General features: G+C 58.7%; 15 protein-coding genes and 1 tRNA gene. 10 read left to right on the plus strand and 6 right to left on the minus strand.

Annotated features, from left to right (window positions below; translation table 11 throughout):
* The first annotated feature begins 18 nt into the window (after positions 1-18).
* The 3 genes from phrB to ACYZTW_RS28280 all read left to right on the plus strand — a co-directional run bounded on the left by phrB (position 19) and on the right by ACYZTW_RS28280 (position 2,709).
* Positions 19-1,464: a deoxyribodipyrimidine photo-lyase gene (gene phrB, locus ACYZTW_RS28270; RefSeq protein ID WP_462005851.1), complete on the plus strand. Its 1,446-nt coding sequence runs from the start codon at positions 19-21 to the stop codon at positions 1,462-1,464.
* Positions 1,465-1,477: 13 nt separating this feature from the next.
* Entirely contained in the window at positions 1,478-2,257 is a 780-nt protein-coding gene (locus ACYZTW_RS28275) for an SDR family NAD(P)-dependent oxidoreductase (RefSeq protein WP_462002683.1), read from the plus strand.
* A 146-nt stretch (positions 2,258-2,403) separates the two neighbouring features.
* Positions 2,404-2,709, plus strand: coding sequence for a YkgJ family cysteine cluster protein (locus ACYZTW_RS28280; RefSeq protein WP_008153413.1), 306 nt, complete (start codon positions 2,404-2,406; stop codon positions 2,707-2,709).
* A gap of 162 nt (positions 2,710-2,871) precedes the next feature.
* On the opposite strand, the gene ACYZTW_RS28285 is transcribed toward ACYZTW_RS28280, so the two are convergent.
* From ACYZTW_RS28285 to hemA, 6 genes are all read right to left on the minus strand, one after another.
* The gene (locus tag ACYZTW_RS28285) at positions 2,872-3,390 is read right to left on the minus strand and encodes an acyloxyacyl hydrolase (protein ID WP_462002684.1); all 519 of its coding nucleotides are present in this window, start codon (positions 3,388-3,390) and stop codon (positions 2,872-2,874) included.
* A 111-nt stretch (positions 3,391-3,501) separates the two neighbouring features.
* Entirely contained in the window at positions 3,502-4,293 is a 792-nt protein-coding gene (murI, locus tag ACYZTW_RS28290) for a glutamate racemase (protein WP_462002685.1), read from the minus strand.
* Positions 4,286-5,041, minus strand: a complete 756-nt coding sequence (locus tag ACYZTW_RS28295; RefSeq protein ID WP_462002686.1) for a molybdopterin-synthase adenylyltransferase MoeB — start codon at positions 5,039-5,041, stop codon at positions 4,286-4,288. Before ACYZTW_RS28295 ends, murI begins: the two co-directional genes overlap by 8 nt.
* The gene (prmC, locus tag ACYZTW_RS28300; protein WP_462002687.1) at positions 5,035-5,865 is read right to left on the minus strand and encodes a peptide chain release factor N(5)-glutamine methyltransferase; all 831 of its coding nucleotides are present in this window, start codon (positions 5,863-5,865) and stop codon (positions 5,035-5,037) included. The genes ACYZTW_RS28295 and prmC overlap by 7 nt, the downstream gene beginning before the upstream one ends.
* Positions 5,866-6,948, minus strand: coding sequence for a peptide chain release factor 1 (gene prfA / locus ACYZTW_RS28305; RefSeq protein ID WP_046048306.1), 1,083 nt, complete (start codon positions 6,946-6,948; stop codon positions 5,866-5,868).
* Positions 6,945-8,234, minus strand: a complete 1,290-nt coding sequence (gene hemA, locus ACYZTW_RS28310; RefSeq protein ID WP_462002688.1) for a glutamyl-tRNA reductase — start codon at positions 8,232-8,234, stop codon at positions 6,945-6,947. Before hemA ends, prfA begins: the two co-directional genes overlap by 4 nt.
* Positions 8,235-8,416: 182 nt before the next feature.
* Between hemA and ACYZTW_RS28315 the strand changes: the two genes are divergently transcribed.
* The 7 genes from ACYZTW_RS28315 to pth all read left to right on the plus strand — a co-directional run bounded on the left by ACYZTW_RS28315 (position 8,417) and on the right by pth (position 14,217).
* Positions 8,417-10,141 carry a tetratricopeptide repeat protein gene (locus ACYZTW_RS28315; protein ID WP_462002689.1) on the plus strand — a complete coding sequence of 575 codons (1,725 nt, stop codon included), beginning with the start codon at positions 8,417-8,419 and terminating at the stop codon, positions 10,139-10,141.
* Between the two features lie 4 nt (positions 10,142-10,145).
* Complete coding sequence (lolB, locus tag ACYZTW_RS28320; RefSeq protein ID WP_309674175.1) at positions 10,146-10,763, plus strand: lipoprotein insertase outer membrane protein LolB; 618 nt, start codon at positions 10,146-10,148, stop codon at positions 10,761-10,763.
* Between the two features lie 2 nt (positions 10,764-10,765).
* Positions 10,766-11,617 (plus strand): 4-(cytidine 5'-diphospho)-2-C-methyl-D-erythritol kinase, encoded by an 852-nt coding sequence (gene ispE / locus ACYZTW_RS28325; protein ID WP_462005852.1) that lies wholly within the window; start codon positions 10,766-10,768, stop codon positions 11,615-11,617.
* Positions 11,618-11,653: 36 nt separating this feature from the next.
* A tRNA-Gln gene (locus ACYZTW_RS28330) sits at positions 11,654-11,728 on the plus strand.
* Positions 11,729-11,774: 46 nt separating this feature from the next.
* Positions 11,775-12,716, plus strand: a complete 942-nt coding sequence (locus ACYZTW_RS28335; protein WP_003208392.1) for a ribose-phosphate pyrophosphokinase — start codon at positions 11,775-11,777, stop codon at positions 12,714-12,716.
* A gap of 141 nt (positions 12,717-12,857) precedes the next feature.
* Complete coding sequence (locus tag ACYZTW_RS28340) at positions 12,858-13,463, plus strand: 50S ribosomal protein L25/general stress protein Ctc (RefSeq protein ID WP_462005853.1); 606 nt, start codon at positions 12,858-12,860, stop codon at positions 13,461-13,463.
* 169 nt (positions 13,464-13,632) lie between these two features.
* Positions 13,633-14,217 (plus strand): aminoacyl-tRNA hydrolase, encoded by a 585-nt coding sequence (pth, locus tag ACYZTW_RS28345; RefSeq protein ID WP_046030136.1) that lies wholly within the window; start codon positions 13,633-13,635, stop codon positions 14,215-14,217.
* Position 14,218 lies beyond the last annotated feature (1 nt).

Consider the following 14,218-nt stretch of genomic DNA (forward strand, 5'->3'; position numbering starts at 1 on the left):
AATCGTACGGACACCACCCTGCAATTGATCTGGCTGCGCAGCGACTTGCGCCTACAGGACAACACCGCCCTCTCGGCCGCCGCAGCCCGCGGCCCGACTGTGGCGGTGTATCTGCTGAGTCCGAAGCAATGGCTGGAACACGATGACGCGCCGTGCAAAGTGGATTTCTGGCTGCGCAACCTGAACGCGTTAAGCAGCGCGTTGGGTGAACTGAACATTCCCTTGCTGATCCGTAAGGCCTCTCGCTGGGATGAAGCCCCCAAGGTCCTGCTCGATCTTTGCCAACAGTTGAAGATTGATGCGGTGCACATCAACGAGGAGTACGGCATTCATGAAAGTCGTCGTGACGCAGCCGTGGCCGAAACGCTGAAAGCCAATGCCATCGACTTTTATCGCTACCTTGATCAACTGCTGTTCAAACCGGGCACCGTACTGACCAAAACGGGCACTTACTTTCAGGTGTTCAGCCAGTTCCGCAAGGCGTGCTACGACCGCCTGCGCGGGTCGTTACCGAGACGGATTTCAGCACCCGCCGTGCAGGCGCCGCTGGCGATCAACAGCGACAAGATCCCATCAAATGTTGAAGGTTTCACAACGCCCAGCGACAGCTTGCGCAGTCTTTGGCCTGCCGGTGAAGCCTGCGCCCACCGCCGCCTCGTCACCTTCGCCGATGCCCGGATCGACGACTACAAAAACGAACGCGACTTCCCGGCCAAACCCGGCACCAGTCAACTCTCGGCCTATCTCGCCGCCGGGGTGATTTCCCCCCGTCAATGTCTGCACGCCGCGCTGCAAAGCAATCAGGGCGAATTCGAAAGCGGCAAGGTCGGCGCCGTCACCTGGATCAACGAATTGCTGTGGCGCGAGTTCTACAAACACATTTTGGTGGGCTACCCACGGGTCTCGCGTCATCGCGCCTTCCGCCCGGAAACCGAAGCCTTCGCCTGGCGCGATGCACCCGAAGATCTCCTGGCCTGGCAAGAGGCCCGTACCGGCCTGCCGATCATCGACGCGGCCATGCGCCAATTGCTCGAAACCGGCTGGATGCACAACCGCCTGCGCATGGTGGCAGCGATGTTCCTGACCAAGAACCTGCTGATCGACTGGCGTGAAGGCGAACGTTTTTTCATGCGCCATTTGATCGATGGCGATCTGGCGGCGAACAACGGTGGCTGGCAGTGGAGTTCTTCCACCGGCACCGATTCGGCGCCCTACTTCCGGATTTTCAACCCGCTGAGCCAGTCGGAGAAATTCGACAGCGAGGGGCTGTTCATCAAGTACTGGCTGCCGGAACTGGCCGGGCTGAACAAGAAGGAAGTGCACAACCCGGCGAACCTCGGCGGCCTGTTCGGCGTGACGGATTATCCGTTGCCGATCGTCAATTTGAGCAGCTCTCGCCAACGGGCGCTGGCCGCGTTCAAAAACCTGCCATCACGACAAAATGACGGGCGATTGCCTGGTTGAAAAGGAGAATGGGATGAGTTTTACACCTCCACGGCGATACTGGTTGACTGGCGCCAGCAACGGCGTTGGCGCCTCGCTGGCCGAAGAAATACTGAAAACCGGTGCTCACCTCGCAGTGAGTTCTCGCTCGGTGGCGCCACTCAAAGTCTTGTCCCAGCGTTATCCGGGGCAGGTGCTGGTGGTGGCCGGTGACCTGACCAACAGCCAGACCGTGCGAGAAATCGGTGAGCAGATTGCTGAAGAGTGGGGAGCTCTGGACACGGTGATTGTCAACGCCGGCACTTGCGAATACGTCGACGTTCATCAGTTCGATTCGTCGATCGTCGAGCACGTCGTGCGCACCAACCTGCTTGCCAGCAGCTATTGCATCCAGGCCGCCCTGCCACTCTTGCGCGCCGGCACCGCGCCGCATCTGGTGGGCATCGCCAGCTCGGTCACCTACCTGCCGCTGCCACGGTCCGAGGCTCATGGAGCCTCAAAGCCCGGGCTGCGTTACCTGTTCGAATCGTCGCGCATTGATCTTGCACCGGAAGGCATCGAAGTCACCGTGGTCAGCCCAGGGTTTGTCGAGACGCCGCTGACAGCGGAAAACGTCCGCATGCCACTCAGCTGGCCGGTGGACAAGTCCGCACGCTACATCTTCGCCGAACTCAAGAATCGTCCGCTGGAATTAGCCTTTCCGGCGTTGTTCATGGCCGACCTCTGGCCACTGTCAAAAATACCCAACCGGGAGAAACTGGCGATCGGCAAACGCATAGTACGCAGCAATCCGCCGATCAAGGACCCGCCGTAAAATCGCCATTGCCGGTAACGGCATCTCGGGGCAGGTCGGACCCGCCTGCTGTATCGCAGCCATGAGATCACCCTGTTCGAACCCAGAAACCAAGCGTCCGTCAGGCCTTTCACACAGCACCGGCCCACTGCCTTACACTGGGCGCCATGAAAACCATTCCCCATACGCAAATCGCCGAGCCTGCGGTCACATGCTCGACCTGCGCAGCTTGCTGCTGTCAGCTCGAAGTCATGCTGATCACGGACACGGGCGTGCCCGAACGTTTTATCGATACCGATGACTGGGGTGGGGAAGTCATGCTGCGCCTGGATGACGGCTGGTGCGCCGCGCTGGATCGCAACACGATGATGTGCACCATCTACGAAAAACGCCCGCTGATCTGCCGGGAGTTCGAGATGGGCGCACCGGAATGCATCGATGAGCGCCAAGGGATTACCACGGCGTATCGGTGAATTCGAAGTTAGCCGAATACAAATGTGGGAGCGAGCTTTGTGGCGAGGGGATTTATCCCCGTTGGACTGCGCAGCAGTCCCCTTTTTTAGGGCCGCTTCGCGACCCAACGGGGATAAATCCCCTCGCCACATGGCTCGCTCCCACATTAAAAGCACTGAGGCTTACAACGGCATCGTGTAGTGCAGCGAGTAGCTTTCTACGCCGTCGTTGTAACTGTTAAGACCGGCATTGGAGTAGTGCGTCGCACGAATCCCGACTTCATGTCCGCCCGCAAAGCGCAGACCAAAGCCGAATCGGTCTTCGAACTGAAAAGCGCCACCGAGGTTGTTGCTTTCAAGTTCGCTATGAGAGAACAACGCCACGCCAATCCCGGCCTCCAGGTACGGCTTGACGTTCTGACCGGCAAACTCGTAAACAAACACTGGCGAGAACGACAGGCTGTGGTTGCTGGAGGTCTTGTCGCCTTCCCAATAGGTGTAGGCACCGCTCCAGTAACCGGTCAAGCGACCGACATCACTCTGCAACCAGCTCTTGTCCCAATCGAATTGCATGCCCAGTCTATAGGTCATGGTCGAGTCGCTGGTCTCGCCGACCGCGAACTCCACGCCTGCCGCCCGTGCGGTAAAACTGTGCCCCATCAGTGCGGCCGCAATCGCGGCCAAGCAGAATAGTCGCTTCACTAGAAACATCCTTTTCCGAACGATTTCGTATGGTTTTTTGTTGCTTGACGCTATAGAAGTCGACACTTGATCAGAAGTTCACCCCAATGACTCGTTTGCCCTAAGACTCATCTACTCATTGAAGCTTTGCACAACGCCAGCGGTATTCCACAGTATCGGCAAGATATTTCTGAAATGCTCCGGATCGGCACTCGTCCAGAACTGCGCAGCACGTGCAGGCCCTTGGGCGAGCAATTCACGCTCGGCCAACAGACGCTGAAGTTGCCGCGCTACAGCGGCGCCGGTGTCAATCAGGCTGATGTCTTCAGGGATCATCTGCTTTAGCAACGGCTTTAGGAAGGGGTAATGCGTGCAGCCGAGAATTATTGTGTCGCACCCGGCACCGAGCAGCGGTTCGACATACCTGGCAAGCAATTGGCGCAGGGCAGGACTGTGCAGGTCGCCGTTTTCAATCAGCTCCACCAAGCCGGGGCACGGCTGAGTGAGGACTCGCACATCGGTGGCGAAACGGTCGAGCAACGCGGCGAACTTGGCACTTTGCAAGGTGCCGGTGGTGGCGAGCACACCGACCACACCGCTGCGAGTGGCGGCAGCGGCCGGTTTGACCGCCGGCTCCATGCCGACGATGGGCCACTCGGGATAATCGCGTCGCAAGTCTGCAACGCCAGCGACAGTCGCCGTATTGCAGGCCAGCACCAAGGCCTTGGCACCCTGCTGCTGAAAAAAACCGGCCATCACACTGCAGCGATGACGGATGAATTCCGGGGTTTTCTCGCCGTAGGGAATATTCCCGCAATCGGCGACGTACAACAGTGACTCGTTGGGCAGCAAACGCTGGATCTCGGCCAGCACCGAAAGCCCACCGACACCGGAGTCAAACACGCCAATCGGCGCTTCACGCATGCTTCGAACCACAGACGCTGCAACCCGGATCACGCTTGACCCGCAATTCGCGAAAGCGCGAGCCCAAGGCATCGATCAACAACAGGCGTCCCACCAGCGGCTCGCCGAAACCCACCAGCAACTTCATGGCTTCCAGCGCCTGAAGGCTGCCCACCAGGCCAACCAAAGGCCCCACCACGCCGGCTTCACTGCACGTCAGTTCGGCTTCGCTGCCGTGACCATATAAACAGTGGTAGCACGGACTTTCCGGGCGACGCGGGTCGAACACCGACAACTGCCCTTCGAGCCGAATCGCAGCGCCACTGACCAAGGGTTTGCAGGCGGCGACACACGCAGCGTTGACCGCTTCGCGGGTGGAGAAATTGTCGGAACAGTCCAGGACCAGATCCACTGCAGCTACGGCGGCGGCCAGGGAATCTTCGTCCAGCGCGGTGCGGTGGGCGATCAACTGAATCTCGGGATTGATCGCGCTCAATCGACGAATAGCCGAATCGACCTTGCTCAGGCCGACGCTGTCGGTGTCGTGAACGATCTGGCGTTGCAGGTTGGTCAGGTCGACAGTGTCGAAATCCGCCAAATGCAACTCGCCGACGCCAGCGGCTGCCAGATACAGCGCAACCGGCGAGCCGAGACCGCCGAGACCGACGATCAACACGCGGCTTTCTTTCAGTCGCAACTGGCCGTCGATGTCGACGTGCTGCAACAGAATCTGCCGACTGTAGCGCAACAATTCCTGATCATTCAGCATGGCAGGCGCCCCAGGCTGATACGTTCGTGACCGCCCAGATCGGTGCGGCTGTGGACTTCTTCAAAGCCGCGGGTCAACAGCAAATCGCGTACTGCAGTGGCTTGATCGTAACCGTGTTCGAGCATCAGCCAACCGCCCGCCTCAAGGTAATCCGGCGCCTGGACGACGATCAGACGCAGATCATCGAGCCCGTCGACGCCGGCCACCAAGGCACTGGCCGGTTCGAAGCGCACATCGCCTTCCACCAGATGCGGATCGGCGGAGGCGATGTAAGGCGGGTTGCTGATGATCAGCTGAAAACGCTGACCTTCCAGCGCGCTGAACCAATGACTGCTCAGCACGGTGGCGTTGTTCAGGTGCAAGCGCTGTCGATTGCGCTCGGCCAGGGCCACGGCTTCGAGCACGCGATCCACGGCGGTCACCTTCCAGGCCGGACGCTCGCTGGCCAGGGCCAGGGCAATGGCGCCGCTGCCGGTGCCGAGGTCGAGCACCTTGGCAGGTGTCGCGGGCAACAATTCCAGTGCGGCTTCCACCAGCAATTCGGTGTCCGGGCGCGGAATCAGCGTGTGCGGCGCAACTTCCAGATCTAGCTTCCAGAAACCTTGCTGGCCGAGGATGTAGGCCACTGGTTCACCGCCACGACGGCGTTGCAGGTACTCGGCAAATTTCAGCGCTGCTTCGCTCGGAACGATGCGCTCGGGCCAGGTGTGCAGAAAACTGCGGGACTTGCCCAACGCAGCGGCCAGCAACAATTCGGCATCCAGGCGCGCGGAGGGCGAATCCGGCAGGTCGGCGGCGCGTAACAAACTGGCAATGATCGTCATTTACTCACCTATCGCTGCCAATTGGTCGGCCTGGTATTCGGCCAGCAACGGCTCGATCACCGCATCGACACCGCCCGCGAGGATTTCGTCGAGGGAATACAGCGTCAGATTGACCCGGTGGTCGGTGACCCGGCCCTGGGCAAAGTTGTAGGTGCGGATCCGCTCGGAGCGATCACCCGAGCCCACCAGCAATTTACGCTCGCTGGCGATGGCATTGGCGGCGGCGCTGGTCTGTTGGTCGTTGAGCTTGGCCGACAGCCAGGACATCGCCCGGGCGCGGTTCTTATGCTGGGAACGCTCTTCCTGGCATTCAACGACGATACCGGACGGCAAGTGCGTGATGCGGATCGCCGAGTCCGTCTTGTTGACGTGCTGACCACCGGCACCGGAGGACTTGTAGGTATCGATGCGCAAATCCGAGGGGTTGATCTCGATCGCTTCCTGCTCGTCCGGCTCGGGCAACACGGCTACGGTGCAGGCCGAGGTGTGGATGCGACCCTGGGATTCGGTGGCCGGGACCCGTTGTACGCGGTGGGCACCGGATTCGAATTTCAGCTTGCCGTAAACGTTGTCGCCTTCGACGCGGGCGATGACTTCTTTAAAGCCGCCGTGTTCACCGATGTTCTCCGAGAGGATCTCCACCCGCCAGCCGCGACGCTCGGCGTAACGCGAATACATGCGGAACAGGTCGCCGGAGAAAATCGCCGCCTCGTCACCGCCGGTGCCGGCGCGGATTTCGAGGAACACGTTACGCCCATCGTTCGGATCCTTGGGCAGCAGCATGCGTTGCAGGCTGGCTTCGATGTCGATCAATTGCTCTTTGGCTTCGCGGACTTCTTCCACGGCCATTTCGCGCATGTCCGGATCGCTGTCCTTGAGCAGCGCCTGGGCGCCCTCGAGATCGCTTTGTACTTTGAGCAACTGTTTATAGGTTTCGACAATCGGCTCGACTTCCGCGTATTCCTTGGAATAGGTGCGGAATTTGTTCTGATCGGAAATGACTTCGCCGTCGCCAAGCAAGGCGGTCAATTCCTCGAAACGGTCCTGGAGGATGTCCAGCTTATTGAGCAGTGACGCTTTCATTGCGGTTTTTTATCCGAAAAGCTATCCGATGAGCCCTCATTCAGGGCAAAGAGTTCCTGGGCCATGGCCAGCGCATCGAGGCGGCCTTCGGCAGAGAGCTTTTTCAATTGCACGCTCGGTGCGTGCAAGAGTTTGTTGGTCAGGCCCCGCGCCAGTTGCACCAGCACGTCTTCGGCGCTGCTGCCGTTGGCCAGCATGCGCTGGGCCTTCTGCAATTCTTCGTCGCGCATGCGCTCGCTTTGTTGGCGATAGGCCTTGAGCACATCCACCGCCGCCAGTTCACGCAGGCGGACCATGAAATCTTCGGCACCGACCGAGACCATCTCTTCCGCCGCCTGGGCTGCGCCCTGGCGGCTCTTGAGGTTCTCGGCGACCACTTCGTGGAGATCGTCGACGCTATACAGGTAAACGTCGTCCAGTTCGCCGACTTCCGGCTCGATATCCCGGGGGACGGCGATGTCTACCATGAAGATCGGCTTGTGCTTGCGCAGTTTCAAGGCGCTTTCCACCGCACCCTTGCCAAGGATCGGCAACTGGCTGGCGGTGGAGCTGATGACGATGTCGCTGCGCACCAGTTCCGCCGGGATGTCCGAAAGCAACACCGCGTGGGCGCCGAACTGCTCGGCCAGAATGCTCGCGCGCTCCAGGGTGCGGTTGGCGACGACGATGCGCTTTACACCCAGTTCGTGCAGATGGCGGGCGACCAGGGTGATGGTCTCGCCGGCGCCGATCAGCAAGGCCTGGCTACGTTGCAGGTCGCTGAAAATCTGTTTCGCCAGGCTGACCGCGGCAAACGCCACAGACACCGGGTTCTCGCCGATGGCAGTGTCGGTGCGCACCTGTTTGGCAGCGTTGAACGTGGCCTGGAACAGCCGCCCGAGCAATGGACCGATGGTGCCAGCCTCGCGGGCCACGGCGTAGGCCGATTTCATCTGACCGAGAATCTGCGGTTCGCCCAACACCAGCGAATCGAGCCCGGAGGCCACCCGCATCATGTGACGAACTGCCGCATCATCTTCGTGCACATAAGCACTCGCACGCAGCTCTTCGAGGCTCAAATGGTGATAATCGGCCAGCCAGCGCAGCACGACGTCAGCCGAAAGGTGATCCTGTTCTATATACAGTTCACTGCGATTGCAGGTGGAGAGGATCGCAGCTTCGCGGCTGTCGGTGAGTCGGCAGAGCTGCTGCAAGGCCTCCACCAGCTGCTCAGGGGTAAAGGCCACGCGCTCGCGGACGTCTACTGAAGCAGTCTTGTGGTTAATACCGAGTGCAAGGAAGGCCATTCAAGGTCGCTGATAGTGACGTGAAGCCGGCAATTGTCCTACTTCGACAGAGCCAGAACAACTACCGCTGACTATTGTCCCAATGACCCGCCTCTATAAAGGCACCCATTGAGACTCGGTTATGTTTGGCCGAAGGCTTGTGTCATGATGATCCGACCGCAGGTTAGTCGTCCTCTTCCTATATGAATAGATCTTCCGCGTTGCTCCTCGCTTTTGTCTTCCTCAGCGGCTGCCAGGCCTTGGCACCCGTTTCGTCGGACGGTACGCCGCCGGTCGAAGACAGCACTCCGGCCCCTGAAAAGCCCAAGGTTTACAGCTCATTCAGTGAAGAAACCATCTTCAGTCTGTTGAGCGCCGAACTGGCTGGCCAGCGCAATCGTTTCGACATCGCCCTGGACAACTACGTGACCCAGGCTATCAACACTCAGGATCCGGGCATCTCCGAACGGGCATTCCGCATTGCCGAGTACCTGGGCGCCGATCAGGCTGCCCTGGACACTGCGTTGATCTGGGCGAAAAACGCCCCGGACGACCTCGAGGCGCAACGGGCCGCTGCCGTGCAACTGGCTCGTGCCGGGCGTTATGACGACTCCATGGTCTATATGGAGAAAGTCCTGCAAGGCAAGGGCGACACGCATTTCGACTTCCTCGCTCTGTCTGCGGCCGATACCGACCAGGACACGCGCAACGGCCTGATGAAAGGTTTTGACCGCTTGTTGCAGCGCCATCCGAACAACGGCCAGCTGATTTTCGGCAAAGCCTTACTGCTGCAACAGGACGGTGACGCCAAGGGTGCGTTGGGCCTGCTGGAAGACAATCCGCCGGAAGAGGGCGAAATAGCACCGATTCTGCTGCGCGCGCGCCTGCTACAAACCCTCAGTCGTGGCGATGAAGCCTTGCCGCTGCTGCAAAAAAGCATCAAGAAATACCCGGACGACAAACGCCTTCGCCTGACTTACGCGCGCATGCTGGTTGAACAGGACCGCATGGACGATGCCAAAGCCGAGTTCTCGAGCCTGGTTCAGCAGTACCCGGAAGACGACGAACTGCGTTACTCCCTGGCGCTGGTCTGCCTGGAAGCCAAGGCCTGGAATGAGGCCAAGGGCTATCTGGAAGACCTGATCGCCCGGGAAAGCCACGTCGATTCGGCGCACTTGAACCTCGGTCGTATCGCTGAAGAGCGCAATGACCCTCATGGCGCGCTGATCGAGTACGCCCAAGTCGGGCCGGGCAACGATTACCTGCCGGCGCAATTGCGTCAGGCCGATATCCTGATGAACAACGGCAAGACCGCCGAAGCCCAAAGCCGTCTGGCGGCGGAGCGCGACGAGCAGCCGGATTACGCGATTCAGTTGTATTTGATCGAAGCCGAAACCTTGTCCGCCAATAAACAGCCCGACAAGGCCTGGAATGTATTGAAGCAAGCGTTGCAGCAATACCCGGACGATCTGAATCTGCTGTACACCCGCGCCATGCAAGCGGAAAAACGCAATGACCTGGCGCAGATGGAAAAAGACTTGCGCATGATCATCAAGCGCGACCCGGACAACGCGATGGCGCTGAACGCCCTCGGTTACACCCTGTCCGACCGCACGACGCGCTACGCCGAAGCCAAGGCCTTGATCGAACAGGCGCACCAGATCAATCCGGAAGACCCGGCGGTACTCGACAGCCTCGGCTGGGTGAACTTCCGCATGGGCAATCTCGACGAAGCCGAACGCCTGCTGCGCAAGGCGCTGGAGCGCTTCCCCGATCAGGAAGTCGCCGCGCACCTGGGTGAAGTCCTGTGGGCCAATGGCAAGCAACGGGAAGCCAAACAAATCTGGAGCAAGTTCCTCAAGGAGCAGCCCGACAGCCCCATCCTGCGCAGCACCATCAAGCGCCTGACCGGATCAGAGACTCTTTAAGATTATGTTTTTGCGCCACCTCATTGTTTTCAGCTTCATCGCCCTGCTCGCCGGTTGCGCGGGTTTCGGTGCCCGCGAATCGGTCCAGGGTCAAGGCAACCCGGCCCAATGGCGCGAGTACAAACAGCAACTGACCAGCCTCGACGGCTGGCAGATCAACGGCAAGATCGGCATCCGCGCCCCGAAAGACTCGGGTAGCGGCACGTTGTTCTGGCTGCAGCGACAGGATTACTACGACATTCGCCTCTCCGGCCCCCTGGGTCGCGGCGCAGCACGCCTGACCGGTCGCCCCGGCAAAGTCTCGCTGGAAGTCGCCAACCAGGGCCGCTATGAAGCGCCGACGCCTGAAGTGTTGGTCGAAGAACAACTGGGCTGGAAGTTGCCGGTGTCCAATCTGGCCTGGTGGGTTCGCGGGCTCCCGGCCCCGGACAGTAAAAGCCGTCTGACGCTCGATGCCGACAGCCGCTTGGCCAATCTTGAGCAGGATGGCTGGCAAGTCGAATACCTCAGCTATGCCGAGCAAAATGGCATTTGGCTGCCCGAGCGGATCAAACTGCACGGCACCGACCTTGACGTCACGCTGGTGATCAAGGAATGGCAACCACGCAAACTGGGGCAGTGAACATGACAGCTGCGCGCTTGACGCTGCCCTCCCCGGCCAAACTCAATCTGATGCTGCACATCCTCGGTCGCCGTGAAGACGGTTATCACGAGTTGCAGACTATTTTTCAATTTCTCGATTACGGCGATGAAATCACGTTCGCCGTTCGTGATGACGGTGTGATTCGGTTGCACACCGAATTTGACGGCGTTCCTCATGACAGCAACCTGATCGTCAAAGCCGCCAAAAAACTTCAGGAGCAATCCGGTTGTTCGCTCGGAATTGATATCTGGATCGAAAAAATTCTACCTATGGGCGGTGGCATCGGTGGCGGCAGCTCAAATGCCGCGACGACTTTGCTGGGTCTCAATCATCTCTGGCAACTGGGTTGGGATGAGGATCGGCTGGCCACTTTGGGCCTGACGCTTGGCGCGGACGTCCCGGTTTTCGTGCGTGGGCACGCGGCTTTCGCCGAAGGCGTGGGGGAGAAACTGACCCCCGTTTACCCCGTCGAGCCGTGGTATCTCGTGCTTGTGCCGCAAGTCTCTGTAAGTACAGCAGAAATTTTTTCAGATCCGTTGTTGACACGTAACTCTTCTCCCATTAAAGTGCGCCCCGTTCCCAAGGGAAACAGTCGGAATGACTGCTTACCGGTGGTAGCAAGGCGTTATCCAGATGTACGTAACGCATTGAATTTGTTAGGTAAATTTACCGAAGCAAAACTCACCGGAACTGGAAGTTGTGTGTTTGGGGGCTTCCCAAGCAAAGCTGAAGCTGATAAAGTCTCGGCCCTTCTTACAGAGACCCTTACAGGGTTTGTAGCAAAAGGAAGCAACGTTTCGATGTTGCATCGCAAGCTGCAAAGTCTGCTCTAAAGGAACCGATTACTGGGTAATCGTTGCAACAGATACAGGGGCGTCGCCAAGCGGTAAGGCAGCAGGTTTTGATCCTGCCATGCGTTGGTTCGAATCCAGCCGCCCCTGCCATTTTCCTATACTCATCCAGGTTACCCTCAGCCTTCAGGTACTGCGCGTGTCCAAGATGATGGTCTTTACGGGGAACGCTAACCCCGATCTGGCTCGGCGTGTTGTACGTCAGCTGCATATCCCTCTCGGTGACATCTCTGTCGGTAAGTTCTCCGACGGCGAAATTACCGCCGAGATCAATGAAAACGTCCGCGGTAAAGATGTCTTCATTATTCAGCCGACTTGCGCTCCGACCAACGATAACCTGATGGAACTGGTAGTGATGGCTGATGCCTTCCGCCGCTCCTCGGCTACTCGTATCACTGCTGTTATTCCTTACTTTGGTTATGCCCGTCAGGATCGCCGTCCGCGTTCCGCACGTGTGGCTATCAGCGCGAAAGTCGTTGCTGACATGCTTACCGTAGTCGGCATCGACCGTGTTCTCACGGTTGATCTGCATGCTGACCAAATCCAGGGTTTCTTCGATATTCCGGTAGATAACATCTACGGCTCCCCGGTATTGGTGGATGACATTGAAGATCAGCGCTTCGAAAACCTGATGATCGTGTCCCCGGACATTGGCGGCGTCGTGCGTGCACGTGCTGTTGCCAAATCCCTGGGCGTGGATCTCGGGATCATCGACAAACGCCGAGAGAAAGCCAATCACTCTGAAGTGATGCATATCATCGGTGATGTCGAAGGGCGTACCTGTATTCTGGTCGATGACATGGTCGATACCGCCGGCACTCTGTGCCACGCGGCCAAGGCCCTGAAAGAGCATGGCGCTGCCAAGGTTTTCGCCTACTGCACACACCCAGTGCTGTCCGGTCGGGCGATCGAAAACATCGAAAATTCCATGCTGGACGAACTGGTGGTGACTAACACCATCCCGTTGTCCGCTGCTGCTCAAGCCTGCTCGCGTATCCGTCAACTGGATATCGCGCCGGTAGTTGCCGAAGCGGTTCGCCGCATCAGCAACGAAGAATCGATCAGCGCGATGTTCCGTTAAGGGCCCTGCCCTTCTCGAATATCTCGTTGACGAAAAGCGCCCCGCCCCGGCATTCCTGTCGGGGCGGGGCTTTTTTGCCCATATCGCCTTTAGCGCTGGTCGCAAACGCTGGGGCGAATGTGGTTATTTTGGAGATACAACATGAACGAATTTACTCTGAATGCTGAAGTGCGTTCCGACCTGGGGAAAGGTGCGAGCCGCCGCCTGCGTCGTCTCGCAAGCCTGGTACCTGCTGTAGTTTACGGTGGCGAAAAAGCCCCTGAATCCATCAGCATGCTGGCTAAAGAAGTTGCCAAACTGCTCGAAAACGAAGCGGCTTACAGCCACATCATCGAGCTGAACGTTGGCGGCACCAAGCAAAACGTAATCATCAAAGCTCTGCAGCGTCACCCGGCCAAAGGCCACGTGATGCACGCTGACTTCGTACGCGTTGTAGCTGGCCAGAAACTGACCGCTATCGTGCCTGTACACTTTGTTGGTGAAGAAGCTCCGATCAAGAAAGGCGGCGAAGTTTCGCACGTTGTTGCTGAAATCGAAGTTTCGTGCCTGCCAAAAGACCTGCCTGAATTCATCGAAGTCGACCTGGCTAACGCCGAAATCGGTTCGATCATTCACCTGTCTGACCTCAAAGCCCCTAAAGGCGTTGAGTTTGTTGCTCTGGCACACGGTGATGACAAGGCTGTTGCCAACGTCCACGCTCCACGTGTTGCTCCAGAAGCTACTACTGAAGAAGGCGCAGCAGAGTAATTTCACTCTGTTCGCCGGAGTGACCGGAAACATCGCGGACTAGAGCGTAGCGAGAAAGCGGGCGAGAACGCGGAGTTTACATAATGGTAAATGAGCACTTGTCGTCCACTTTCGCCGCACACAACTGTCGCGGCGATGTTATCCACCACTCCAAGGAAGGGCCCCTATCGTGACTGCCATCAAACTGATCGTTGGCCTGGGAAATCCAGGCGCTGAATACGAACAGACCCGGCATAACGCAGGGGCCCTTTTTGTTGAGCGCATCGCGAACGCACAAGGCGTAAACCTTGTGGCGGATCGCAAATATTTCGGCCTGACCGGGCGCTATTCGCATCAAGGTCAGGATGTTCGTCTGCTGATTCCCACCACCTACATGAACCGCAGCGGCCAGGCCGTCGCGGCACTTGCCGGCTTCTTCCGCATTAAGCCTGAAGAAATTCTGGTGGCGCATGACGAACTCGACCTGCCACCGGGCGTTGCCAAGCTCAAACAGGGCGGCGGCCATGGCGGTCACAACGGGTTGCGCGACATCATCGCGCAACTGGGCAATCAGAATACCTTTCACCGCTTGCGGCTTGGCATTGGCCACCCGGGCGTTGCCAGTATGGTTTCAAATTTCGTCCTGGGTCGTGCGCCACGCGCCGAACAGGAAAAACTCGATGCCAGCATCGATTTTGCCCTCGGCGTGCTGCCGGATATCCTCGCCGGTGAATGGAACCGCGCGATGAAAAACCTGCACAGCCAGAAGGCCTGAC

The organism is Pseudomonas sp. LB3P25, assembly GCF_054897985.1.

Bases quoted from the DNA above. Each gene is read 5' to 3' on its own strand.
- ACYZTW_RS28295 (WP_462002686.1), bottom strand. From the start codon at position 5,041: ATGCTGAATGATCAGGAATTGTTGCGCTACAGTCGGCAGATTCTGTTG.
- ACYZTW_RS28275 (WP_462002683.1), top strand. From the start codon at position 1,478: ATGAGTTTTACACCTCCACGGCGATACTGGTTGACTGGCGCCAGCAAC.
- ispE (WP_462005852.1), top strand. From the start codon at position 10,766: ATGACAGCTGCGCGCTTGACGCTGCCCTCCCCGGCCAAACTCAATCTG.
- murI (WP_462002685.1), bottom strand. From the start codon at position 4,293: ATGCGTGAAGCGCCGATTGGCGTGTTTGACTCCGGTGTCGGTGGGCTT.
- prmC (WP_462002687.1), bottom strand. From the start codon at position 5,865: ATGACGATCATTGCCAGTTTGTTACGCGCCGCCGACCTGCCGGATTCG.
- ACYZTW_RS28340 (WP_462005853.1), top strand. From the start codon at position 12,858: ATGAACGAATTTACTCTGAATGCTGAAGTGCGTTCCGACCTGGGGAAA.
- lolB (WP_309674175.1), top strand. From the start codon at position 10,146: ATGTTTTTGCGCCACCTCATTGTTTTCAGCTTCATCGCCCTGCTCGCC.
- hemA (WP_462002688.1), bottom strand. From the start codon at position 8,234: ATGGCCTTCCTTGCACTCGGTATTAACCACAAGACTGCTTCAGTAGAC.
- prfA (WP_046048306.1), bottom strand. From the start codon at position 6,948: ATGAAAGCGTCACTGCTCAATAAGCTGGACATCCTCCAGGACCGTTTC.
- ACYZTW_RS28315 (WP_462002689.1), top strand. From the start codon at position 8,417: ATGAATAGATCTTCCGCGTTGCTCCTCGCTTTTGTCTTCCTCAGCGGC.
- ACYZTW_RS28280 (WP_008153413.1), top strand. From the start codon at position 2,404: ATGAAAACCATTCCCCATACGCAAATCGCCGAGCCTGCGGTCACATGC.